Annotated in this window: 19 protein-coding genes; 12 read left to right on the top strand and 7 right to left on the bottom strand. The window is 69.9% G+C overall.

Annotation, left to right across the window (positions count from 1 at the left end; all coding sequences use genetic code 11):
• Positions 1-239: 239 nt before the first annotated feature.
• Positions 240-983: an SDR family NAD(P)-dependent oxidoreductase gene (locus AB5J53_RS26710; protein ID WP_369248189.1), complete on the top strand. Its 744-nt coding sequence runs from the start codon at positions 240-242 to the stop codon at positions 981-983.
• A 280-nt stretch (positions 984-1,263) separates the two neighbouring features.
• Positions 1,264-2,670: a LysR family transcriptional regulator gene (locus AB5J53_RS26705; protein ID WP_369248188.1), complete on the top strand. Its 1,407-nt coding sequence runs from the start codon at positions 1,264-1,266 to the stop codon at positions 2,668-2,670.
• On the opposite strand, the gene AB5J53_RS26700 is transcribed toward AB5J53_RS26705, so the two are convergent.
• The 7 genes from AB5J53_RS26700 to AB5J53_RS26670 form a co-directional block, all read right to left on the bottom strand.
• Positions 2,646-4,337 (bottom strand): ABC transporter substrate-binding protein, encoded by a 1,692-nt coding sequence (locus AB5J53_RS26700; protein ID WP_369248187.1) that lies wholly within the window; start codon positions 4,335-4,337, stop codon positions 2,646-2,648. The genes AB5J53_RS26705 and AB5J53_RS26700 overlap by 25 nt on opposite strands.
• A 342-nt stretch (positions 4,338-4,679) precedes the next feature.
• A complete protein-coding gene (argJ, locus tag AB5J53_RS26695) occupies positions 4,680-5,882 on the bottom strand; it encodes a bifunctional glutamate N-acetyltransferase/amino-acid acetyltransferase ArgJ (protein WP_369248186.1) in 1,203 nt (400 codons plus the stop codon).
• A gap of 162 nt (positions 5,883-6,044) precedes the next feature.
• Positions 6,045-7,025, bottom strand: a complete 981-nt coding sequence (gene cs1 / locus AB5J53_RS26690; protein ID WP_369248185.1) for a clavaminate synthase Cs1 — start codon at positions 7,023-7,025, stop codon at positions 6,045-6,047.
• A 22-nt stretch (positions 7,026-7,047) separates the two neighbouring features.
• Entirely contained in the window at positions 7,048-7,989 is a 942-nt protein-coding gene (speB, locus tag AB5J53_RS26685) for an agmatinase (RefSeq protein ID WP_369248184.1), read from the bottom strand.
• A 3-nt stretch (positions 7,990-7,992) separates the two neighbouring features.
• Positions 7,993-8,127: a hypothetical protein gene (locus AB5J53_RS26680; protein WP_369248183.1), complete on the bottom strand. Its 135-nt coding sequence runs from the start codon at positions 8,125-8,127 to the stop codon at positions 7,993-7,995.
• Positions 8,124-9,656 (bottom strand): asparagine synthase-related protein, encoded by a 1,533-nt coding sequence (locus AB5J53_RS26675; RefSeq protein WP_369248182.1) that lies wholly within the window; start codon positions 9,654-9,656, stop codon positions 8,124-8,126. Before AB5J53_RS26675 ends, AB5J53_RS26680 begins: the two co-directional genes overlap by 4 nt.
• A 2-nt stretch (positions 9,657-9,658) precedes the next feature.
• Positions 9,659-11,380: a thiamine pyrophosphate-binding protein gene (locus AB5J53_RS26670; RefSeq protein WP_369248181.1), complete on the bottom strand. Its 1,722-nt coding sequence runs from the start codon at positions 11,378-11,380 to the stop codon at positions 9,659-9,661.
• A gap of 454 nt (positions 11,381-11,834) precedes the next feature.
• Between AB5J53_RS26670 and AB5J53_RS26665 the strand changes: the two genes are divergently transcribed.
• The 10 genes from AB5J53_RS26665 (at position 11,835) to AB5J53_RS26620 (ending at position 24,679) form a co-directional block, all read left to right on the top strand.
• Positions 11,835-13,481 (top strand): penicillin-binding transpeptidase domain-containing protein, encoded by a 1,647-nt coding sequence (locus tag AB5J53_RS26665; RefSeq protein ID WP_369248180.1) that lies wholly within the window; start codon positions 11,835-11,837, stop codon positions 13,479-13,481.
• Positions 13,482-13,738: 257 nt separating this feature from the next.
• Positions 13,739-14,548 (top strand): BTAD domain-containing putative transcriptional regulator, encoded by an 810-nt coding sequence (locus AB5J53_RS26660; RefSeq protein WP_369248179.1) that lies wholly within the window; start codon positions 13,739-13,741, stop codon positions 14,546-14,548.
• A 54-nt stretch (positions 14,549-14,602) separates the two neighbouring features.
• Positions 14,603-14,857 (top strand): hypothetical protein, encoded by a 255-nt coding sequence (locus AB5J53_RS26655; protein WP_369248178.1) that lies wholly within the window; start codon positions 14,603-14,605, stop codon positions 14,855-14,857.
• Positions 14,858-15,183: 326 nt separating this feature from the next.
• Positions 15,184-16,182 (top strand): MBL fold metallo-hydrolase, encoded by a 999-nt coding sequence (locus AB5J53_RS26650; protein ID WP_369248177.1) that lies wholly within the window; start codon positions 15,184-15,186, stop codon positions 16,180-16,182.
• A gap of 133 nt (positions 16,183-16,315) precedes the next feature.
• Positions 16,316-17,875, top strand: coding sequence for an APC family permease (locus tag AB5J53_RS26645; RefSeq protein ID WP_369248176.1), 1,560 nt, complete (start codon positions 16,316-16,318; stop codon positions 17,873-17,875).
• Positions 17,876-18,014: 139 nt separating this feature from the next.
• Complete coding sequence (locus AB5J53_RS26640) at positions 18,015-20,477, top strand: SpoIIE family protein phosphatase (protein ID WP_369248175.1); 2,463 nt, start codon at positions 18,015-18,017, stop codon at positions 20,475-20,477.
• 2 nt (positions 20,478-20,479) lie between these two features.
• Positions 20,480-21,538, top strand: coding sequence for a LacI family DNA-binding transcriptional regulator (locus AB5J53_RS26635; protein ID WP_369248174.1), 1,059 nt, complete (start codon positions 20,480-20,482; stop codon positions 21,536-21,538).
• Between the two features lie 134 nt (positions 21,539-21,672).
• Positions 21,673-22,917 carry a sugar ABC transporter substrate-binding protein gene (locus tag AB5J53_RS26630; RefSeq protein ID WP_369248173.1) on the top strand — a complete coding sequence of 415 codons (1,245 nt, stop codon included), beginning with the start codon at positions 21,673-21,675 and terminating at the stop codon, positions 22,915-22,917.
• Positions 22,914-23,831, top strand: coding sequence for a carbohydrate ABC transporter permease (locus tag AB5J53_RS26625; protein ID WP_369248172.1), 918 nt, complete (start codon positions 22,914-22,916; stop codon positions 23,829-23,831). The genes AB5J53_RS26630 and AB5J53_RS26625 overlap by 4 nt, the downstream gene beginning before the upstream one ends.
• Entirely contained in the window at positions 23,828-24,679 is an 852-nt protein-coding gene (locus AB5J53_RS26620; RefSeq protein ID WP_369248171.1) for a carbohydrate ABC transporter permease, read from the top strand. Before AB5J53_RS26625 ends, AB5J53_RS26620 begins: the two co-directional genes overlap by 4 nt.
• Positions 24,680-24,794: the final 115 nt, after the last annotated feature.

Genomic DNA, 24,794 nt, shown 5'->3' with positions numbered 1-24,794 from the left:
CGTGCCCGCGCGGAGGCGTCCTGGCCTGCGGCCGGGCATGCATAACCGGCCGGAAACAGTCATAACCTGAGGCGCCGACAGCCATTCACCGCACAATGCCGCGGCTGATAGCGTCACGGCATCCAGCCCTTTCCAGGCGCCACCGCACACCATTCTCAAGACATTCGCGCGCTCTGTACGTACGTTCGCGCACCGTGTCCGTCATTCGCGCGCCCTATCCATCACCCACCGGGGGAATGATGACTTCAGCACTGCAGGGGAAAGTAGCGCTCATCACGGGTGCGAGCTCGGGAATCGGCGCGGCCACGGCACGGGTGCTGGCCGCCGAGGGTGCCGCCGTGGCCGTCGCGGCCCGCCGGGTCGACCGGCTGCACGCCCTGAGGGACGAACTGGAGGCCACCGGCGCCACCGTCCACGTACTCGAACTGGACGTCACCGACGAGCAGGCGGTCCACGGCGCCGTGCGCTCGACCGTGGAGACCCTGGGGCGGCTCGACGTCCTGGTGAACAACGCCGGGGTGATGCTGCTGGGTCCGGTCGAGGGCGCCGACACCACGGACTGGACCCGCATGATCGGCACCAACGTCCTGGGCCTGATGTACATGACCCACGCGGCACTGCCGCACCTGCTCAAGAGCCAGGGCGCGGTCGTGCAGATCTCCTCGATCGCCGCGCGTGTGGCGGGCCGCGGCGCCGCCGGCTACAACGCCAGCAAGTTCGCCGTGAACGGGTTCAGCGAGGGGCTTCGCCAGGAGGTCACCGAGCGCGGTGTGCGCGTGGTGGTCATCGAGCCGGGCACCGTCGAGACCGAACTGCGCGAGCACATCACGCACGCGCCGACGAAGGCCGCCATCGAGGAACGGGTGAGCAAGATCCGGCAGTTGCAGGCGGCCGACATCGCCGAGGCGGTGCGCTACGCCGTGACGGCGCCCTCCCACATGACGGTCAACGAGATCTTCATCCGCCCGACCGACCAGGCCTGAGGGTCCTACCAGGATCCACGAGGGTCCTGTCGGGATCCATGACGGTCCTGTCCGGATCTATCCGGACCGTCTTCGGACGCTCTCCTCACCCCGGCGCGAGGAGAGCCCGAAGAGAGGACGCGCCTAAGATCGCCGCAGCGAATTCATTGAGCCACTGCGGACAATCAAGCGGCACAGTCCTTGACCAAAAAGGAAACCGACATTGTCTTACGGGTCAGAAACAACGCCTGCAATAGCGCCTGCAATAAAGCCCGCGACAGCGCCTGCGATAAAGCCCGCGATGACGTCTGCGACAACGTCTGTTCCCGACCGGCCGGAAACTTCTCCCCTTCCCTTCCCCTTCACCCGCCCCGACCTGTCCCTGCTGGACGCGGTGGGACAGTGCGGAGACCTCGCGGAAGTGGCCCGGCGCACCGGGTCGCGGCACGGGGCCGTGGAGCGCCAACTCGACCGCCTCGACAAGACCGTCGGCCTCCCCCTGACCCTGCGCAGCCGCCACACCGCGCGGCTGACCTCGGCGGGCTCGCGCCTGCTGGTGGCCGGGCGCCGGTTCTTCCGCCAGGTCGATCTCGCCGTCCAGACAAACATCTTCGGGCGCGGCTCGGAGGCGGTCGACGCGCCCGCCGTGCTGGCCATCGCCTCCGCCGAACCGCTCCTGGAGGACGTGGTCGAGGACGCCGCGGCCACGCTGGACGTCCTTCTGTCGGTCCACCACGACACGCCCCACCAGGTCATGCGCAAGCTGGCCGGCTATCACGTCGACGCCGCGCACACCTGGAGCCTCGACGCGCCGCGCAACTCGGTCGAGCGGGCCGTGCGCACGTACGGCGTCCTCGACGATCCGCTGTGGGTCACGCTGCCGTTCGACCACCCGCTGGCCGGCCGCAACGCGGTCTCGCTCGCCGATCTGCGGGGCGAGAACTGGGTGTCCGAGGCCGGCCCCGACTCCGAGGTCCTGGTCGCCCGGGTCTTCCAAGCCGCCGGCCTCCCCGCACCCGCCGCCCTGCACGTCACCGGCGCCTCGGTGGCCCGGGGAATGCTGCGCCGCGGCGACGCCATCGGGCTCGGTTCCCCCACGCATCCGGCGGTGCTCGCGCCCTCCGTGGTCCACCGGTCCGTGGTGGAGCGGCCGCACCGCTCCACCAGCCTCCTTGTCGACCCGACCGTCGTACCTCGCGCCCTGGCCGAGCGACTCGCCGCACTGCTCGCCGACCGTTATCTGCGGCGGTTCGCCGAGCAGCACCAGTGCCTGCTGGGCGACCCGTGGTGGACGCGCTGGCACCGGGAGCAGACCGCCCGGAACACCCGACCCGTACGGGAGAGCGACGCGCCCGACGCACCGCTCGTGCCGACCGCGACCAGGAAGTTCGACGTCGAGGATCTGCATGTACTGAGGGCGGTGGCGAAGCACGGCAGCATCAACCGGGCGGCCGCCGTGCTGTCCATCAGCCAGTCCGCGCTGACCCGTCGCATCCACCGCCTCGAACTCGGCCTGGGCGCCCGACTGTTGCTGCGCAGTGCCCGCGGCACGGACCTGACCAGCCCCACCCGGCGCTTCCTTCACCAACTGGCCCGCTTCGAGGCCGAGTTCCACGATGCGGCCGTGGCCTGCCGGAGCATCGGCCTGCCGGCGACGCACCGGCAGGCGGATGCCCCCCGGGCTCAACTCGCCCCGAGCGCCACGTAGTCGTACATGCCGAACGACCCCGTGACGTAGACGTTGCCGGCGTCCGGGTGCCGGTAGAGGAGCGAGCGCGGGTACAGATACGGCACGATCACCGCGTGTTCCATGGTCAGCCGGTCGATCCGGTGCCAGATCTCCGCGCGCTCGGCCGGATCGCCGGAGGTGGCCCCGCGATCGAGCAGCTCGTTGATCTCCGGATCGTCCAGCTCGCCCATGTTCTGGTTGCCGCGCTCCTTGATCGCCCGCCCGTCGACGATCTGCTGCAGGAACCCGTACCCGTCGGGGAAGTCGGCGCCCCAGCCGAACATGATGATCCCGATCCCGTGCTCGCGCAGATAAGCCGGGCAGCCGCCGTAGATGTCGAAGTAGTCGCCGGAGGGAAAGTCCAGGACCTCGGCCTCGATCCCGACCCGCGCGAGCCCGGCGGCCAGCGCCTCGGCGGCCCGGTACTCCTTGAGCCGGTCCTTGCGGGCGGCGATCTTCGTACGGAACCCGTCGGGCATCCCGGCGGCGACGAGCTCGGCACGGGCGGCATCGAGATCGCCGCTCCCGTCGCCCCCGACGGGATAGCGATCGAATGCGCGATACCCGTCGATGGTCGGCGGAAGGATGGTGGTGGCGATGTCCCCACCGACGTCACCCCCGTACGCCGCCTGCATGGCGGCCTTGTCCGTGGCGAACTGCACGGCACGCCGGGCGTGGACGTTGTCGAACGGCGCGATCCTGCTCGACAGGCAGTAGATCCAGGTGAACCCGGTGAGCGGATTGTCGGCGTTCGCCCGCAGCGCCGGATCGGCGAGGATCCGCTCCTGCGTGGAGGGCTGCACGCCGAACCCGGCGAGGTCGATGTGCGCCTCTCCGGCCAGCAGCATGCGGTCCACCTCGTGCGGGTCCTTGCCGAGGTGCACCTCGACGCGCTCGGCCCGCTGCCTGCGGACCGGGTCCGTCGCCGGGTCCCAGTGCGGGTTGCGTTCCAGCACGGCCAGTTCGCCGCGGGTGTACGAGACGACGCGGTACGGTCCGGTCGCGACCGGCCGCAGCCGGTACTCCGCGCCGGTGTCAAGGCGGCGCGGCACGGGCGTCGTACTGGGCATGGTCGCCAGCAGATCCATCCCCGCGAACGGCTCCTTTAGCCGGAGGACGAGGGTGCGCTCGTCGGGGGTCTCCAGCGTGACGGGCCCGTCGATGTCGGGCTCCCGCCACGGCCCCCCGTATTCCGTCCCCAGCAGATGCCGGAAATAGGTCGGCCCCGCCCCCAGCACATCGGTCCCGTAATTGCTCCTGGCGATGGCGTACTTGACGTCCCCGGACGTCACCGGACTGCCGTCCTCGTACCGGAGCCCCGCCCGCAGCCGGTACGTCCACACCCGACCGCCCTCGGACGACTCCCCCAGCGACTCCGCGAGATCCGGCACCAGCCGCTGGCCCGCCTTGCCCGGGGCCGTGTCGAAGGTGACCAGGGTCCGGCCGATGAGCCTCAGGAAGTTCCAGGTGTAGGCGTAGTACGTGTTCCCGGGGTCCAGCGAGTCGAAGTCGTCCGTCCGCACCAGCCGGAGCGTGCCGCCGAGGGCGTCGGTCGGCCTCACCACGCCACGCGCCCCCGCGCCGAATCCGTCGTCGCCGCCCGTACTGCCCGTACTGCCCGTACTCGTCGACCGAGTGCTCTCCATGTCCCTGCAGCCCTCCTCGCGGATGCCTTCCTCCACATCTTGTGGGGGCGGGCATGCGAGGAAGGGGGTACGGGCTGGGGCACGCATAGCCGCCGGCGGGTCGGTATAGCCGGGGTGGGCGTGAGGGATGTCTTTCGCCCCCTCCGCCCCTGCCCGTCCCGTACCTGGGGGCTGCGCCCCCAGACCCCCGCTAAAAGATCGCGCAGTCCCCGCGCCCCTTTTAGGGGCGCGGGGAACTGCGCGACAAGCCCCCACCCACCCGCAGCCGACAGGCTGGTCGGGACGGGCAGGGGCGGAGGGGGCGAAAAAACCACCCACCCGCGCCCGCACCCGCCCCACCCGTCAGGTCGTGTACTCCGAGTTCAGCCGCACGTACCCCTCGGTGAGATCGCACCCGTACACGGTGAACGCCCCGTCCGCGACGGCGAGGTCGATGCCGATGATCACCTCGTCCCCTTCAAGGTGCTCGGCGACAGCCGCCCGCACCGCGTCCTCCTCCCGCGCGCCAGAGGCACGGGGCGGGTAGACCTCGACCTCCCCGAACCGGATCCGCACGGCGTCCTGGTCGATGTCGGTGTCGTCGGAGCATTTGCCGATCGCCATGGCGACGCGGCCCCAGTTGGGGTCGCTGCCGTGCACCGCGGTCTTCACCAGCGGTGAGTTGACGACGGTCTTGCCCACCCGCTTGGCCTGGGCGACATCACGCGCCCCGGTGACCTGGACCTCGATGAGCTTGCTCGCGCCCTCCCCGTCGCTCGCGATGTCCTTGACGAGGGCCAGCGCGGCCTCGTACAGAACCTCCTCGAAGGCGACGGGATCGACGTCCCCGGCCAGCCCGTTGGCGAACAGCACCGCCGTGTCACTGGTGGAGGTGTCCGTGTCGATGCTCACCGCGTTGAAGGTGCGGTCCATCACCCGCCGGAAGATCCGGTCCTGCTCGGCCGCGTCGAGCCGGGCGTCCGTGGCGAAGAACGTCAACAGCGTCGCCATGTCCGGCTCGATCATCCCGACGCCCTTGGCGATCCCGACGAGCGTCGCGTCCCCGCACCGCAGCCGGACCTCCTTCGGCCGGGTGTCGGTCGTCATGATGGCGCGGGCGGCATGGTCGAAACCGCCCTCCGGGAAGGGCAGGGACAGCGACTTGAGGTGCTCCCGGATCTGCGGCATGGGGTACTGACGGCCGATCACGCCGGTGGAGGCGATGAGGAGTTCGTCCTCGGGCACGCCGAGGACGCGCGCCACGGACTCGCGCACCTCGCGCGCGTTGGCCTCTCCCTCCCGCCCGGTCGCGACGTTCGCGTTGCGGGCCAGCACCACCACGCCCCGCGCCCGGCCGTCGGCGACGGCCTCACGGCTCAGCAGGACGCTCGGCCCGGAGAACCGGGAGCGGGTGAACACCCCACTGACCTGGGCCGGGGCCGTCGAGGCCAGCACGGTGAAGTCGTCCCGGCCGTCGTCGGCGAGACCGACCGGCGCGGTGTGCACGACGAACCCCTGCGGCGTCGTCTTCCCTTCGGAGCCGTCGAAGTGTTCGGAGTCGGGCATGGTCATCGTCTCCTGTCTGCATTACTTCCAATCAGGCAGCATATTCATGCATCGCGGGTATGGCGACGCGAACGATCCGAACGAGCCACATGAGCCGAACGCACCGCAGCCCCCTCCCGAAACGGGGAGGGGGCGCGGTCAACCGGCCGGCCGGCGACGTGACTACCGGCGCGGAGTGAACGAGACGACGTCCCCCGCCCGCTCGCCACCCGACAACTGCCCATTGCGGTCCGTCCGGATGTACACCCGGTGCAGCCACCGGTCCTTGCCGTCCCAGCGCGGGCTGAACGGTGTACGGGCGTGCGTGGTACGGAAGTTGTCGATGATGAGCAGATCGCCGGGGGTCAGCTTCACGGCCTCCGTGACGTCGTCCAGGGCCTTCGACAGCGCGGCCACCGCCTCCTTGTCGGCCGGCTCCTCGGGGGCGAGGAGCTCGCGGTCGTAGCCGAGGTAGGGGTCGTTCTCGTCCCCGTACAGCGGCTTGACGTTGGCGATGGCGCCCGGGTCGTCGACGCCGCCGCGGAAGGCGACGTCCACGCAGCAGGGCAGCTTCCGGTCGAACAGCCGCGCCTTCGTCTCGTCGTCGAGCAGCGGCAGCGCCTTGCGCACCGAACCGACGAGCGTCTCGGCCCGGCGCTCATGGTCGGCGCGGGAGCAGGCGAGCATGACGTAGTTCGGCTGGAGGACGTGGTACGCCATCTCGGTGTGGAACTCGAGGAGGGTCTCGGAGGTTTCCGAGCTGAGGTAGTGCGCGCCCGGCGACGGATACACGTCGTGGTAGACCGTGCCGGAGCGCAACTCCGCGTAGCCGGTGTGCAGTCCGAGCCTGCGGCCGGTCACGGCGAGCATCGCCTCCATGACCAGCCGGCCGCGGTCCAGCGGCGCCGGGGTGGAGGTGGGCGTGGTGGGCAGCTCGTCGTCCGCCTCCAACGGCAGCCCACGCAGCAGCAGGTAGCCGTCCTCGGTGCCCTCGGCGTCGAACTTGTCCAGCGCCTCGGCCAGTTCGCGCGGCAGCTTCGCGGACAGCTCCTTCGCCTTCTCCAGGAAGCCGTACAGGTCCGCGCGCGGCACCTCGGGGAGCTCGGCCGCGAGGGCGCGCAACTGCTCCCGGTGCGGGGTGCAGTCAATGATCGGAGAAGCCATGGGTGCGATATCTCCTTTTCAGCTACATCTGTATGCGATGGGCGCGGGCGTACTGGTAGAGCAGTTCCGCACCGATCTCCGTCGCCAGGACGGAGGTGATCCCGGCGTGGTCGTACAGGGGCGAGACCTCCATCACGTCGAAGCCGACCGGCTTGAGGTCACCGACGCAGCGCAGCAGCCCGAGGACCTCCCGCGAACTGAGCCCGCCCGGCGCCGGGGTGCCCGTCCCTGGCGCGAACGCCGGGTCGCACACGTCGACGTCGACCGACACGTACACGGGCCTTTGGCCCACCAGCTCCCGGACGAGGCCGGCGGTCCCGGAGACGCCCAGCTCGCCGAACTCGTCGGCGGTCACCACGCGTACGCCGTGTCCGCGGGCGTAGTCGAGCGAGTCCGGCTTCGGGTTGTGGCCCCGGATGCCGATCTGCACCATCGCGGCGGGATCGATGAGCTTCTCGTCGATCCCGTGCCGGAAGGGCGTGCCGTGGTGGTACTGGCCGCCGTAGAAGGCGGGGTTGGTGTCGGAGTGGGCGTCCAGGTGCACGACGGCGACCGGGCCGTGCTGTTCGGCCACGGCGCGCAGGGCCGCCACGGTCAGCGAGTGGTCGCCGCCGAGCATCATGAAGGCGGCGTTGCTCTTCAGCAGCTCCGACAGATGCCGCTGGGCGGTCTCGATCGCGATGTTCATGTCGAACGGGGTCAGATCGATGTCGCCGCCGTCGACGCAGTTGATGAGGTCGAAGGTGCCGGGACCGCGGTCGATGCCGACACCGTGGATGAGCCCGGACTCGTTGCGGATGGCGCGCGGCCCGAACCGCGCGCCCGGCCGGTAGCTCGTGCCGCCGTCGTAGGGAGCGCCGATGACCACGACGTCGTAACCGCGTGGCTCCTGGTCGAGCGGCAGGCGCATGAAGGTGGGGATCTGGGCGTAGCGGGGCGAGACGTGCGAGTCGATGCGTTCCACGGCTCAGTCCCCCTCCGGGGTCTCGACGGCGGTCAGGGACGGGTTCGCGACGCGGGTGTACGGACCGCCGTACGGGCCTACGGGCACGCGGCAGCCGTACGGACCCGCAGCCGCCGCCGGACGGACGTACGACGTCATGCCGCCCCCCGTTCCAGCCGGTCGGCCACCGACCGCACGACCTCGGCGGTGCTCACCTCGCCGGGGTCCTCGCCGGCCACCACGGTGCGGTCGAACAGCTCCCGCACCACCTGCTGCTTGGCCGCGTCGACGGACGGCTCCGCGACGCCCTCCTCCAGGAGCAGCAGCGAGAAGGAGGAGGTGGTGCCCGACCCCTCGTGGACGCCCAGCTTGGGCCGCTTGACGGTCTGTTCGGGCAGCAACTCGGCCATGGCGGCGCGCAGCACCCACTTGTCGCGCCCGTAGCGGCGCTTGAGGCCCGCCTCCAGCGAGACGAGCAGGTCGAGCACGTCGCGGTCCCAGTAGGGGTGGGTGGACCAGTGGCCGGACACGGCGGACAGCACCGGCGACATCTCGTTCAGGCCGTCGTACGTCGCCATGTCGTACGCCACGGCCGTGTCCAGGTTCGGCAGCCGGTCCTCGCGGTGCATGCCCGCGAGCGGGATGTCGGCGCCGTACCCGGTCAGGACCCGGCGGGGCGGCCCGTCGAGCGCGCGGTAGAGGGCGACGAGCGGCAGCAGGTACTCGATGATGTCGGGGTCCTCGGACTCCGCCGCCCATACCGCGTACGGGAGTTGGCCCAGCAGGTCGGCGGCGGGGACGGTGATCTCCCGGTGCCGGCTGCCGAGGTGGTCGGCGACCGCCTTGGCCTGGGCGAACTCGTCGGACACGTCGGTGCCCATCGACAGCGAGTCGATCGAGCCCGCCGCCTTGTGCGCGAGGGCGGCGACCCCGGAGGAGTCGATGCCGCCGGACAGCACCACCAGCGGCGTACCGCCCGGGGCGAGGCGCGCGCTCACGGCCCGGTCGAGGGCCGTGCGTACGGCGGCCACGGCGTCGTCCTCGTCCATGATCCGGCGGGCGAGCGGCGGGGCCCAGGTGCGGTGGGTCTCGGCCGTGCCGGCGTCGAGGCCGATGTCCATCACGGCGCCCGCGGGCACCTGGTAGACGCCCGGCAGGCCGCGGACCCGGCGGGCGTCCGCGAAGGGGAAGCCCCGTGGACTGCCGTGCCCGGCCAGAGTCTTGGCCTCGGTCGACGCGGTGACCTCGCCGGGGCTCGCGCACACGTACAGCGGGATCGATCCGGCGTGGTCGGTGGCCAGCAGGACCTGCCGGCCGGTGCTGACGACCGCCGCGAACCGCCCGTTGACGAGGCGGAAGGCGTGCAGGCCGTAGCGGCGCAGCAGGTCCAGGACCAGCTGTGCGTCGCCGGACCGCTCGGTCCTGGGCCCCAGTACGGAGTACAGGTCGCCGCGGTTGTAGATCTCACCGGCGAGCAGTACGGCGGTGTCCGCGTCGTGTGCCTGGGCGGAGTCGGGTGGGAGCCCGGGGGCGTGCACCAGGGTCGCGCCGAGAGTCTGCGAGCGTAAATGCAGGTCGACGCCGGTGTGGGTGCCCCGGGTGGCGAAGGCGGCTTGGGGGACCCGGCCCCCGCTCGGACGAGCGGAGGCCAGGAGACCGAAGGCCGCGGGAAGGTCCTGGGAGGCCATGATCAGATGCTCAGCGCCCCGAACCCACCGGGCTGGAAGTCGTAGTTGATGGGGACCTCGATCAGGAAGGGGCGGCCCAGCTCGGCGCCCTTGCGCAGTGCGGCGAGCAGCTCCTGGCGGTCGGTCGCCTTGGTGGCCTCCACACCGTTGGCCTCGGCGAGGGCGACGAAGTCGACGCCGTTGAACTTCACCGCGGGGTCGTGGCTGCGGTGGTGGCCGATGTTCTGGTAGAGCTCGATCAGACCGTTGGTGTCGTTGTTCACGACCACCGTCACGATCGGCAGGTTGAGGCGGGCGATGGTCTCCAGGTCCGCGCTGTTGGAGTGGAAGCCGCCGTCGCCGGCGATGAGGAAGGTGGGCTGGCCCGGGCGGGCGAGCTGGGCGCCCATGGCGGCGGGGATGCCGTAGCCGAAGCTGGAGCAGCCGGCCGAGGTGAGGAAGCCGAAGGGCTGGTCGGCGCGGGCGAACAGGACGCCGTAGTGCCGGAAGAAGCCGATGTCGGAGACGATCGTGCCCTCGCCCGCCCCGGCGACCTCCTCCATGACCGTGTTCATCGAGTCCATGACCTGGTGGACCCGCATGCCGTCCTCGTGGACCGTCGGGTCCGCGAGGAACTCCGCGACCCGGGCGCGCAGCGGGGCGATGTCGTGCCGCTCCTTGGCCGCGAGCGAGGCGGTCGCCGCGTCGAGGTGCTCGACGAACGCGAGGACGTCCGTGACGACGTCGACGGTGGGCCGGTAGACGCGCGGGATCGGGTTCGCGGTGGGCGAGACGCGGACGGTCTTCTTCTCGGCGCCCTTCTGCCACATGGAGGGCCGCAGGTCCTCGGCGTAGTCGTAGCCGACGGTGAGGATGAGGTCGACGGGCGCGAACAGCGTGTTCAGGGCCGGGAAGTCGAGGATGCCGTCCATGTAGCCGGTGACGGCGCCGTAGTTGAGCTCGTGGCCGTGCGGCAGGACGCCCTTGGCGATGTACGTCGTGATGACCGGGATGTCGAGGCGCTCGGCGAGGGCGCGGATGGCGGGCACCGCGCCGGAGCGGATCGCGGCGGCTCCGACGACCAGCACCGGGTGCTTCGCGCCCTTCAGGAGCTCGGCAGCCTCGTCGGCGGCCTTCTGCCAGCCGTCGGCGACCGCGCCGATCGGCTTGGCCGGGGTGTTCGCCGCCGGGTGCTCGACGGCGGGGTCGATGCCCTCGGAGGAGCCGAGCAGGTCGACCGGCAGGGAGATGAACGAGGGGCCGACGGGCTCGGTCATGGCCGCGGTCACGGCGGAGTCCACGAGGTCGGTGATCTCGTGCGGACGCTCCAGCTCCACCGCGTACTTGGACATCGGGGCGATGATCGACACGGAGTCCAGGCACTGGTGGGTGTCGTTGGGGAAGATGTCGTGCGACTCGGACTGGGCGGCCAGGGCGATGACCGGGGAACGGTCCAGGACGGACGTGGCGATACCCGTGGAGAGGTTGGTCATGCCGGGGCCCAGGGTGGCCCAGCAGGCCTGCGGGCGGCCGGTGATGCGTGCGAGGACGTCGGCGGCGACGCCGGCGGTGAATTCGTGCCGGGTGAGGACGAAGTCGATTCCCTCGACCTCGTCGAAGAGGATCGACGCGGCCTCGCGGCCGACTACCCCGAACACCTTCTCCACGCCGTGGTCACGCAGTCGCGCCAGGAGGGCGTGCGCGGCGGTCGGCTTGTTGCTGGGGCCGGTCGATACACGGGACATGGATGGTCTCCAGACTCGGTCAGCGGTGGACAGTTCGCGCCAACCCTGACCAGGCCCCCTCTTCGCTCCCTCTCCCTCGGATATCGGGGAGCGCGCGGAGAGAAACAGGAGATCGGTGGAGCGGAGGGCTCCGTTTCGCCTTGCGCCAATACGGGACATCCCTCGTCCGATTTCGCTTATCGCGACGCCAGGAACCTGATTAGTTCAGGCCACTGTTGGCCACCGCGCGCGTCGTGTCGATGGCATTTCCTTCGGAGGTCTAGACCAGTTAGCCACCGTTGTCGACCGTTCTCGGCCAGACGGCCTACATGGATTCGGCCGAGGCGGCTGTGGCGACAAGCGGAGGAGGGTGTCACCCGCCACTCTCCGCCAACCATTTCTTTCCTCTTTACCTTGTCTTGAACCGTGTGTTCGGGGAGAGCACGAAGAGAGAGAGGCGATTAATCTGCGCCACATGAATCGTTCCGATGTCTATGTTGACTACCCGCGGTACGACAGGCGTCGGTCCCGTCGTCGCGCGGTTGTATCAACGTTCGTGGCACTTGCGGCGACCGCTGGAATCGGCTACTGGGCATACAACGCCCTGGCCGGGGACGACGAGGACGACCCACAGGTCGCCGCGGCCACGGGACAGCTGGACAAGTTCCTGGACGCATGGGAGGCCGGCGACGCCAAGCAGGCCGCCGGGCTGACGGACACGCCGGACAACGCCGAGTCGTTGATCAAATCCGTCATGACGAACCTGAAGCCGTCGAAGACGGAGATCACCGCCGGTGCCGGGAAGCGGGAAACGGAAGGGGAAGTAGAGATTCCGTTCACCGTGAAGATGGCCCTTTCCGGTGCGGGCGATTACAAGTGGGACTCGAAAGCGAAGCTCATCGAGAAGGGCGGTCGATGGACCGTTGAATTCCATACACCGCTGATTCACCCTCAGATGGTTCCGGGGCAGACCCTCGCACTGAAGTCACGGGAGCGGGCCGCCGTCCTCGACAAGAATGGCGACGAACTCCAGTCCGCCTCTCTCGTGGGCGCCGTGGACCCCAGGACCGGCAAAGGAATCTCCGGCCTCCAGGCCCGCTACGACAAACAGCTCACCGGCGGCGGGGGCAAGGCACAGTCGGTCGTGATCGTGGAACGCGAGAGCGGCCGCGTCGTCAAGCAGCTCACCGGCTCGGGAAGCAGCACGGGCAAGCCGGTGAAGACCACCATCGACCCCAAGGTGCAGGAGGCCGCCGCCGAAGCACTCGACGGAGTGAAGAAGAACGCGGCGATCGTGGCCGTCGACCCCAGCAACGGCGACATCCTGGCCGCGGCCAACATGCCCTCCGGCATGAACCGCGCCCTGGAGGGCCGTTACCCGCCCGGCTCCACCTTCAAGGTCGTCACCTCCGCGGCTCTGCTGAAGCAGGGGATGCGTCCCACGGACCGGGCGGACTGCCCCAAGTTCGCCTACGTCAACGGCCAGCGCTTCGAGAACCAGAACCAGTTCGTGCTGCCGTCCGGCTCGACCTTCAGGGACGCCTTCGCCAAGTCCTGCAACACGTTCTTCGTCGGCGCGCGCGGAAAGCTGTCGAACACCGCCCTGCACGACACCGCGGAGGCCTTCGGCATCGGCGGCTCCTGGGACGTGGGCACCACGACGTACGACGGAAGCATCCCGGTGACCAACAGCGACAACGACAAGGCGGCGTCCACCATCGGACAGGCCCGGCTCCAGACGTCGCCACTGGTCATGGCCTCGATCGCGGCCACGGTCAAGGAGGGCGAGTTCAAGCAGCCCGTCCTGGTGCCCGACGCCGTGAAGAAGAAGTACGAGGCCCCCGCCCGGCTCGAGTCGGACGTGGTCGGCAACCTGCGCGAGATGATGCGCGCCACCGTCACGTACGGCGCCGGCTGGGCCCTCAAGGACCTGCCCGGCGAGCCGCACGCCAAGACGGGCACCGCAGAGTTCGGCGACGACACCCCGCCGCACACGCACGCCTGGATGATCGGCTACCAGGGCGACAGCAACATCGCCTGGTCGGTCCTCCTGGAGGACGGCGGGTCGGGCGGATCCGACGCGGGCCCCATCGCCGCGAAGTTCCTCAAGAACCTCAACTGACGCATCGACCCATCTGAGATCGACCCATCTGTTATCGATCCACGTGTCATCGACCATCTGTGATCGACCCATCCGTGACCCAGCAACGGTCACGGAGCACCTGAGAGCCAACGGTACGGGGGACAGAGTCGCACGATTCCACGAAGCGTCACCGAGGCCGGCCCAGCCGCGCCGCCGGTGGCGGTTCCCCCGCTTCCGTCAATACCGCAGCCCCTGTTGGGCGACGGCCTGATTCACATACACAAGGGGGAACCGTCATGGACAGCAGGAACAGTGTGACCATCCAGCTTCTCGGCCCCGTGACCCTGTTGAGAAATGACATACCGATACCCATCCGGGGTCAGCGGCAGCGACGATTCCTCGCTTCCTTGGCGCTGAAGCCCGGACAGGTCACCACCAAGGAAGCGATCATCGAGGACTCGTGGGACGGTGAGCCGCCGCTGACCGTCTCCGGACAGCTGCAGACCTCGGCCTGGATGATCCGCACGGCCCTGGCCGAGGCGGGGCTCACCCGCGACGCGCTCGGCTCGCACGCCCTCGGCTACGAACTGCGGGTCCCCGCCGACCGTATCGACGTGTTCGTCTTCCGGGACGCCGTACGCCACGTCCGCGAGCTGCACGCCCGCGGCCAGTACAAGATCGCCTCCGAGCGCCTCGACGGCGCGCTGGCCATGTGGCGGGGCGCCGCCCTCACGGACGTCACCTCGACCCGGCTCCGAATGAAAGGCGAGGCGCTGGACCGCGAGCGGACCGCGGCGGCCGAGCTGCGCGCGCTGATCGACGTCGGTCTCGGGCACTACGGCGAGGCGATCTCGCAGCTGTCGGAGCTCGTCGACCACGACCCGCTGCGCGAGGACCTGTACGTGGGCCTGATGAAGGCCTACTACGGCGAGGGCCGGCAGGCCGACGCGATCCGGGTCTTCCACCGGGCCAAGGAGATTCTGCGCGAGCAGATCGGCATCAATCCGGGGGCACGGCTGAGGGAACTGATGCAGGCCATCCTGCAGCAGGACGAATCGCTGCTCAGGGCCACGGGGATTCCCCTGTCGGGCGACCGGGTGGGGTGAGCAGCTGCCGGGCGACCGGGGAGCGAGCCGACGGCCGGCCGCCACGGGCGACCGGTGTGGAAGGCCGCGAAGCTGAAGTCGGGCGCCCAGGTCTCGCTGTACGGGGGCCGCCCGACGTGGTCGGTGAGCGACGTCTACGCCTGGGCGCAGACGTCCGGCACCGCCACGGCCTGGCTGGAGGACAAGGCTCCCGGCGGCACATACCGAAAGGTCGCCGACGGCGGGATCCTCTCCGCCACCTCGGGCGAGTACGTCAGGGCATGCGTCTCGGACGGCACCGAGACGGCGTGCACGACACCGGACACGTGAGTACGGCGCGCATGACACAAGTGCGCGTGAGTGCGGTGCGCATGACACGAGTGCGCGTAACTACGCCGCGCACGACACCGGACGCGTAAGTCACGGCAGCCGGACGCGTAAGTACGGGATCGCGGGGCCGAGCCGACGGGGAGATCCTCGTCGGCTCGGCCTCTTGGTGACCTCCGCGTCCCGGTGACCGTGGCGGCCGCGTGACCACGGCGGCCCCTGCGGCCACGGCGACGCCTTCGGCACCAATGACCGAAAACCACCCCATACGCCCTCACCTGCCGTAGCGTTCCTCGCACTCAAGGTCGTCACAGGGAGCGTGGCAGCACATGGCCGGGCGACGTACGGTCCTCAAGGGAGTCCTGGCGGCATCGGGGGCGGCGGCGTCCGCGGCCGGGCTGGTCGGAGCGGCGCCGACGACCGGGCGGGGCGCGCCGTACTCCACCCCCGTAGAGATGCGCTGGCTGGGCGTCTCCGGCTGGGAGATCGTCATCGACGGCGGCCGCAGCATCCTCTTCGACCCGTATCTGAGCCGCATGCCCTACCGGGACGCGCAGGGCGCCATCGACCCGAAGCTCCCCCTGCGCCTCGACCGGGCGGCCGTGGAGCGGGTCGCCGCACGGCACCTCACCGGACCGCCCGAACTGATCCTGGTCAGCCATGGCCACTTCGACCACGTGGCGGACGTACCCCAACTCCTGGGGCGCCCCGCCTGGGAAAAGCACCGCATCCGCGCGATGTGCGACGAGACGGTACGCAATCTGCTCACGGCCATGGGAACCCCTCGGCCCCGTCTGGACGATGTGATTCAGGTCAAGGGCGGCGAGTACCTCCAGTTCGACGGATACACCGTGGAGGTCTTCCGCAGCCTGCACAGCCAGCAGCCCGACCACGGCTACTTCGCCCCCGGCCGCAAGACCGCACCGCCCCGACGCCCCACCGTGCTGGGCGACCTGGTCGAGGGCGACACACTCGCCTATCAACTGACCGTGGACGGCGGTCCGAGCATCCTGCTCATGGGCGCGAGCAACTTCGCCGAGCGTGAACTGTCCGGCATCCGCCCGGACATCGCGGCGATCGCGATGACCTCGCACTCGGCACTCCACCGCTATGTCGAGCGCCTTCTCGCCGCCATCGGCGACCCGCCCCTCCTCATCCCCACCCACCACGACGACATGACGACCCCCCTCAGCGACGCCCCGTCCCTCCTCGCGGCCGCGACCCCCACCACGGCGGCCAAGGAACTCACGGCCGCATCCGCCCCCGCCTCCCGGGTCCTCAGCCCCCACCATCTGAAGGCCGTCGACGTCACGGCGGCACTCGCCTGAGGTCTCCTGGCCGGAGGGGGTCGTCCCCAGGTGCAACAGGGCAGTCGGCCTCGCCGCGGCGACAACTGGCCGCTTACTGACGAGCGGGTCACTCTTGGAGCAGCAGCTCCGTGTTCCTTGACCGGAGGGCGCCATGAGCCTGCCCTCTGTCCCGCCCGCAGCGCATCTCTCGCCGGGCCCGGGAGCGACGGACAAGGGGCTCAAGGACGGCGCGCTGGGGCTCTTCTCCAGCACGGTGATCGGTCTGGTGTCCACCGCCCCCGCCTACAGCCTCGCGGCGACCCTCGGCGTCGTCGTCGCAATCGTGGGCTACCAGTCACCGATCGTGATCATCCTCGCCTTCATCCCGATGTTCCTGATCGCCTACGGCTACAAGGAGCTCAACCGGGCGGACCCCGACTGCGGCACCACCTTCACCTGGGCCTCCAGGGCGTTCGGCCCGCGTACCGGCTGGCTGGGCGGATGGGGAATCGTCGCCGCGGACATCATCGTGATGGCCAACCTGGCCCAGATCGCCGGGGCGTACGGCTTCCAGCTCGTGGGCGCGGACGGACTGGCGCGGGACACGTTCTGGGTCACCGTGGTCGGCGTGGCCTGGATCGCCGTGATGACGCTGATCTGCTACATCGGCATCGAGATCTCGGCGAATCTGCAGAAGGTGCTGCTCACCATCGAGATCGTGGTCCTCTTCCTGCTGGCGATCACGGCGCTGGTCAAGGTGTACGGGGGAACGGCGCCGGGCGTCTCGTCGGAGCTCTCCTGGTCGTGGTTCAACCCCGCCCGGATCGATTCGCTCGACGACCTCACCAAGAGCGTGCTGGCCGGGGTGTTCATCTACTGGGGCTGGGACACCGCCGTATCGGTCAACGAGGAGACCATCGACCGCGATCGCACCCCGGGTCGCGCCGCCGTCATCTCCACCGTCATCCTGCTGCTCGTCTACTTCATGGTCACCACGTCCGCGCAGGCCTTCGCCGGCGTGGGAGACCGCGGCATCGGCCTCGCGAACCCCGACAACTCCGCAGACGTCCTCTCCAGCCTCGGCGCCGAGGTCTTCGGGACCGCGGGATGGGGCGAGATCGCCACCAAGCTCCTGATCCTGATGGTGCTCACCTCGGCAGCGGCCTCCACCCAGACCACCATCCTCCCGACGGCCCGAACCACCCTCTCCATGGCCGCCTTCAAGGCCGTCCCGGACCGCTTCGCCCGCATCCACCCCCGCTTCCTCACCCCGACCTGGTCCACGGTCGGCATGGGCCTGGCCTCCATCGCCTTCTACGTCATGCTGACCCGGGTGAGCGAGGACGTACTGGCCGACTCCATCGGCTCGGTCGGCCTCGTGATCGCCTTCTACTACGGGCTCACCGGGTTCGCCTGCGTCCGGTACCACCGCAGAGTCCTCACCCGCAGCCCGCGCGACCTGTGGACCAAGGGCATCATGCCCGGCCTCGGCGGCGTCCTCCTCCTCTACTTCTTCGTCAACGCCTGCAGGGTGTACTCCGCCGCGGACTACGGCAGCACCTCCTGGACCCTGCCCTTCCCGCCCCACCGGCAACTCGGCGGCGTCTTCGTCACCGGCATCGGCGCACTGCTGCTCGGCGCTGTTCTGATGCTGGTGTACCGGGTGATCCGCCCGGCGTTCTTCCGCAAGGAGACCATCCCGGTCTCGGCACACGAACGGGACGCCGACTGAGGCTCGGCGGACGCCCCAGCCCTGGTGAAGGCCCGGGCGCAGCCCTGGCAACCACCTGCACGAGTCCGACTTGTCCGTTTCTTGTGCAGCGCGCAGGCTGAGGACTATGAGTGACACGCCTGGCGTGAATTGAGCAGGAATGGACACCAGAAGGCCGTTTTCCGATCAAGCTCCCGGTCACTGCGCGTACTCAGCCGATGCCGCCACGGCCACCATCGGCACCAGCGGCGTCGTCACGGGCTGGAGCGAGGGAGCCAGACGGCTGCTGGGTTACCACGCTTCGGACGTCGTGGGGCAGACCGCGGCCGACCTTCTCGCCACCGTGGAAGCCTCCCGCGCTGCCGGGTTCTCCCTGATCGGCTCCCAGGAATGGAGCGGCACAGCGGCCCTCCGCCACCAGGACGGTCACCGCGTCGATCTGGCCCTGCACGCCTATGCCTCGCTGGACTGCAACGGCGAGGCCCAGGGGTTCGTCGTGACCGCCACCTCGGACGCGTCCGAGTCGGAGTACGACCGGAGGATGGTGGAGTGGGCGTACACCCAGTCCTCGGTGGCCATGTCCACCTTCGCCCTGGGCTCGCACGGGTGGCGGCTGAACACGGTCGCCTCAGGAGGAGGGGAAGCGAAGGGGGGAGCGGGACCGGGCGAGGCGGGTGAACGGCGCGGGTCGTCGCCGTACCCGGACGTCCTCGACGAGCACCACGCCGACGAGGGGTTCCTGCGGCTCGTCCAAAAGGTGGCCGAGGAAGACAGGCCGATGCGCTACGAGCGCAGCGCCCCGGGGGCTTTCTCCTCCCGTCAACCCGCCTGGATCATCGAGATGTGGCCCGTCAGGGACCCCTCCACCGGCCGAGTGTGCGGCGTCGGCACCGCGGCGTTCGACAGCAGCGAGGAGCACTGGGCCCGGCAACGGCTGGCCCTGCTGAACGAAGCGGGTGCCAGTATCGGCACCACCCTGAACGTGCAGCGCACCGCCCAGGAACTCGCCGATCTGGCCGTGCCCCGGCTCGCCGACTTCGTCAGCGTGGACCTGCTCGACTCCGTGACCCGCGGGCAGGAGCCGGCCCCGGGACCCGTCGACGCCGGCGTGCTCCTGCGCCGGGTCGCGCACCAGTCGTCCTACGAGGGGGTGCCCGAAGCCGTCGTCGACCTCGGCGCGTTCGACACCTATCCCCCGTTCTCTCCTCCCGTCCGCTCCCTGACCACCGGGCAACCTAGGCTCAGCGGCCTCGACGATCCCGACTTCATCCGGTGGATCACCGAGGACGAGACGCGCATCGAACGCGTACGGGCCTACGGATTCCACTCGATCATGACCACTCCGCTGCAGGCCCGGGCGATCACCCTCGGGGTGGCGGTCTTCGCCCGCAGAGAGGGCTCGAGACCCTTCGAACAGGACGATCTGGTCCTGGCCGAGGAACTCGCGGGCCGGGCGGCCGTCGGTGTGGACAACGCGCGCCGGTACACCCGCGAGCGCACCAACGCGCTCACCCTCCAGCGCAGCCTGCTGCCCCGTGACCTTCCCAAACAGGCGGCCGTGGAGGTCGCGTACCGCTATCTGCCGGCCGGCCCGGGGGCCGGCGTGGGCGGCGACTGGTTCGACGTGGTTCCCCTCTCCGGCACCCGGGTCGCCCTGGTCGTCGGCGATGTGGTCGGGCACGGCCTCCATGCCTCCGCCACCATGGGCCGGCTCCGCACGGCGGTGCGCACCCTCGCCGATGTCGACCTGCCTCCGGACGAGCTCCTCACCCACCTCGACGACCTGGTCACCCACCTCACCTCGGGCGACGACAGCACCTCGCAGGACATGACGTCCTCCGGTGAGATCGGCGCCACCTGTCTGTACGCCGTCTACGACCCGGTCTCCCGCATCTGCACCCTCGCCAGCGCCGGCCACCCGCCGCCCGCCGTGCTGTTCCCCGACGGCACGGTCAGCGTGGTCCGGCTCTCCCCGGGACCCCTCCTGGGCGTCGGCGGCCTGCCCTTCGAGGCCACCGAGCTGGAACTGCCCGAAGGCAGTCTGCTCGCCTTCTACACCGACGGCCTGGTCGTTGCCCGCGGTCATGACATCGGCATCGGCCTCGACCGGCTGTGCGAGTCCCTGACCTCCCCCGTCCCCTCTCTGGAGGTCACCTGCGACGCCGTACTCAAGGCGCTGCTCCCCGAAAGCCCGGCCCCGGCCGACGACGTGGCCCTGCTCCTCGCGCGCACCCGCGCCCTCCACACCGATCAGGTCGCCGCCTGGTCCGTGCCGTCCGACCCCGCGATCGTCGCGGACGCCCGGGCCCAGGCCTCCCGCCAACTGGCCGTCTGGGGCCTGGAGGAAGCGGCGTTCGTCACCGAACTGGTGGTGAGCGAACTGGTCACCAACGCCATCCGGTACGGGGCAGTGCCCATCGGGCTGCGGCTGATCCGCGACCGGACGCTGATCTGCGAGGTCTCCGACGCCAGCAATACCGCGCCCCACCTGCGACGCGCCCGCACCTACGACGAGGGCGGACGCGGGCTGCACATGATTGCCCAGCTCACCCAGGGCTGGGGCACCCGCCAGACCCCGACCGGCAAGACCATCTGGGCCGAACAACCCCTACCGGTCAGCTGAAGATGACGAGGCGGCCGGACGACCCGAGGACCGGAGCCGGCCCGCGCGCGGACACGGATGCCCCGGCGGGCGAAGGCGCCACGGCGAAGGCCGGCACGACAGGTGCCACGGCGGGTGGCGACGGTGCCACGGCGAGCGGGGGTACGCACACCCTCGGTCTGGTCTATCCGCCGGCCGGCCGGGGTCGCGACTACACCGGGATGCAGCTCGCCTTCATCGGCGGCGTGGCCGAGGCGGCCACCACGTACGGCTACGACCTGCTGCTCTCCCCCGCGGACCGGGCGAGTGACCCCTCGTTCCGGCGGGTGATCGACGAGCGTCGGGTGGACGGCGTGATCGTCATGGAAATCACGCTGGAGGACGACAGGGTCGAGCACCTCGCCAAGGCCGGCTTCCCCTTCGTGACCATCGGAAGGAACAGCAGGGCCGAGGAGACCGGCTGGGTCGATCTGGACTTCGCGGGCCTGGCGCGCCGCTGCGTGTACCACCTGGCCGACCTGGGCCACCGCCGTATCGCCTTCGTCAACCGGTCCGAACAGCTCTTCCGGATCGGATACGGATTCGCGCACCTCGGGCTCGAGGGCTACACCAAGGCCATGGCGGAACATGTACTCACCCCACACGCGTACCTCTGCGGCGACGACGTCGCGGCGGGCGAAGCGGTCCTGGAGCAGATCCTGCTGGAGGATCCGGCGACCACCTCGCTGGTCACCATGAACGAGGCGGCTCTGGAGGGCCTGTATCGCGGGCTGACGCGCCACGGCCGCGCCGTGCCGCGCGACTTCTCGGTCGTCGGCGTGGCGGCCGGCCGCTGGGCGGAGCAGGTGAACCCGCAGCTCACCGCGGCCGAGATCCCCGCCAAGGAGATGAGCCGGGTGGCTGTCGACCTGATGATGCGACGGCTCACCTCACCCGGCTCTCCTCCCCGACACGTCCTGCTGAAACCCCTGATCTCCCTGCGGGCCAGCACCGGTCCCTGCCGACCGGTGCCCGGTTCGGAGCCCGAAGCGGACTTTCCGGATCTCGAGGATTTCACCGATCTCCCGGATTCCGACTTCTGAGATTTCCGACTTCTGAGACGGCCGACCCCGAGACTCCGCTCCCGATGTCCGAGACTTCCGACCCCGAGACTTCCGATTTCCGAGACTGCCGACTTCCGAGGTGGCGAACACCGATCACAGAGTGGGAGCAGAGCATGTCGTACGCCGTCGACCGCCGTGGATTCCTGCGCGCCGCCGGCGCGGGAGCGGCCGCCCTCGGCCTCGGCTCGGCCCTGGCCTCCTGCGGCTCGGACCAGCAGAGCGGCGGTACGGCCACCCTCACCTGGTGGGACTACTTCACCCTGGACAACTTCCAGCCCGCGATGACGGCGTTGGTCAAGGACATCGAGGCGCACGTCCCCGGCGTGCGGATCGAGCGGCGCACGTTCCCCTTCGCGGACCTCGACCGGCAGATCACCCTGGGCGCGGTCTCCGGTGATCTTCCGGACATCGCCATCGTCGACAACGTCGCCATGAACTCACTGGGCGGCAGCGGGCTGCTGGCCGATCTCACCGACAGGATCGAGGAATGGGGTCAGGCGGACCAGTACTACGAAGGCCCCTGGGCCGGCTGCCAGGTCGCCGGGAAGAGCCTGGGAATCCCCAACAACAGCAACTGCCTCGCCCTCTACTGCAACACCGCGATGCTCCGCACCGCCGACGTGCAGCCCCCCACCACGTGGGACGAACTGGCCGCCGCGGCGCACCGGCTGACCAGTGGGGACCGGTTCGGTCTGGCACTGAGCGCGATCAGGACGGAGGAGGGTGTCTTCCAGTTCCTGCCCTTCCTGTGGCAGGCCGGCGGCGACCTGGACACCTTCGCCGGCTACGGCGCGACCGCGCTGTCCTTCCTCGACGACCTCGTCGCCAAGGGCTCGCTGTCCGAGCAGTGCGTGGGCTGGACGCAGCAGGACGTCAACACACGGTTCATCCATCAGCGCGCCGCCCTGCAGATCAACGGCCCGTGGCAGCTCCCCACCCTGAAGAACGCCGACCTGGAGTGGGAGGTCGTCGCGCTCCCCAGCGACAGGACGTCCGCCACCTGCCTGGGCGGAGAGAACTGGGTCGTGATGGCGAGCAGCGAGCATCTCGACAAGGCGTGGGCGGTCCTCGAGTACACCCAGCGTCCCTCGGTTCTGGTGCCGTACCTGGTGGCGCTCGGCAACCTCCCCGCCCGCAAGGACCTGGCGAGCGCGGGCACTTGGGCGTCCGACCCCGCCCTGCGGCTCTTCCTCAGCCAGTTGCCCGTGGCCCGTCCACGTCAGTATGGGCCGCACTACGCCGATGCCTCGCGGGCCGTCGCCGAGGCCGAACAGGCCGTACTCACCGGCGCCGCCGCTCCCTCCGCCGCGGCGAAGTCCGCCGCCGTCAAGATCGACAAGGCGCTGGAGCGGCGGTGAGACCGAGCCGCCCCACTCCCCTCTCCCTCTCCGCCCGCCGTCGACGGGCGGGGTACCTCTTCTCCGTCCCGGGCCTGGTCTTCCTGGGCCTCTTCCTGGCGTACCCCCTGCTCTACAACGTATGGACGTCCGTGCACGACGTGGGCCTGCGGGAACTGCTCGGTGGTGCCCCGCGGTTCACCGGCCTCGCCAACTACCGGACCACCGTCTCCGACCCGGACTTCTGGCACGCCGTACGCCTCACGATGGTCTTCACCCTGGGATCGCTGCTGTTCCAGTTCGTCATCGGGTTCGCCCTGGCCCTGTTGTTCGCCCGGCCGTTCCCGCTGAACGGCCTGCTCCGGTCGCTGCTCCTTGTGGCCTGGCTGCTGCCCGCGGTCGTCAGCGGCACCCTCTTCCGCTGGATGCTCGACGGCGAGTCCGGCGTCTACAACGCGCTGCTCCGCAGGGCGGGTCTGGGCGGCCTGTCCCACGACTGGCTCACCGACCCGAGCACGTCGCTTGCGGGGGTCGTCCTCGCCAACGTATGGGTCGGCGTGCCCTTCAACATGCTGCTGCTCCTGGTCGGGCTGCACACCATCGACCCGGAGCTCCACGAGGCCGCCGCCATCGACGGCGCGGGCGTCTGGCAGCGCTTCCGCTGGATCACGCTCCCGCTGATGCGGCCCGTGTCGGTGCCCGTGCTGCTGCTCGGCCTCGTCTACACCTTCAAGGTCTTCGACATCATCTTCGTCATGACGGGCGGCGGCCCCGTCGACGCGACCAGCGTCCTGTCCCTCTACGTCTACGAGATCTTCTTCAAGTTCTTCCGCTTCGGAGAGGGCGCCGCGGCGGGCCTGTTGCTGCTGCTCGTCCCGCTGCTCGCGGGCGCGCTCTATGTGCGTCGACTGCGCCGGGAGGGAGAGACAGCGTGAAGAAGCGCATGCCAATCGGTCGGAGACCGACCCGCCGCCCCTGGCTCCTCACCACGACCGCCACGCTGATCACGGCCGCCTTCCTTCTGCCGGTCTACTGGATGGTCAACACCAGCCTCACCGAGCCGGACCGGATCCTGGCCGAGTCCCCACAGTGGGTCCCCGCCCCGGCCACCACGGAGAACTACGCGAGGGCGCTGTCCGACGGCGCACTGCTCCAGGCCTTGTTCAACAGCCTGGTGATCTCCTGCGGAGTGGTCGCGCTCACCCTGCTGCTGGGCGTCCCTCTCGCCTACGCGCTCGCCCGCATCCCGATGCGCGGCTCCGGCACCATGGTGCTCGTACTCCTCATCGCCCAACTGCCGCCCAGCATCGTGCTCGCGGCACCGCTGTTCATCCTCGAACGCCGGGCCGGACTCGACGACACGTATCTGGGACTGATCGCCGCGGACACCACCCTCACGCTGCCCTTCGCGGTGATCGTGCTGCGCCCGGTGCTGCGCAGCGTCCCCAGGGAACTGGAGGAAGCGGCCCTGGTCGACGGCTGCGGCCCGATGGGCGTACTGCTCCGCATCGTCCTCCCGATCATGGTGCCCGGCCTGGTCGCGGTGGCCGGACTCTCCTTCCTGATCGGCTGGGGCGAGTTCGTCTTCGGCCTCACGCTCGCCGAGAAGCCCGACGTACAACCGGTCACGGTCCTGCTCAGCGCCTTCGTCGGCCAACACGGAACCGCATGGGGAGCCTTGATGGCCACCGCCACTCTCATCAGCATCCCCGTGGTCTGCGTCTTCGCCGTCTTCCAACGCTTCATCACCGGCGGCCTCACCACCGGAACCATCAAGGCCTGACGCATCACGCTGCCTGGTGACGGCTCCTCCTGACGGCCAAGCGGCTGTGGCGGTGGGGATGGCCCCTACGACACTGCCGCCCGAGGCGAAGGCGTCCTACGGATTCACGCGGTGA

The organism is Streptomyces sp. R41, assembly GCF_041053055.1.
GTDB lineage: Bacteria > Actinomycetota > Actinomycetes > Streptomycetales > Streptomycetaceae > Streptomyces.
The sequence above is the reverse complement of the archived record's forward strand: the minus strand, read 5'-3'. Positions and strand labels throughout refer to the sequence as shown.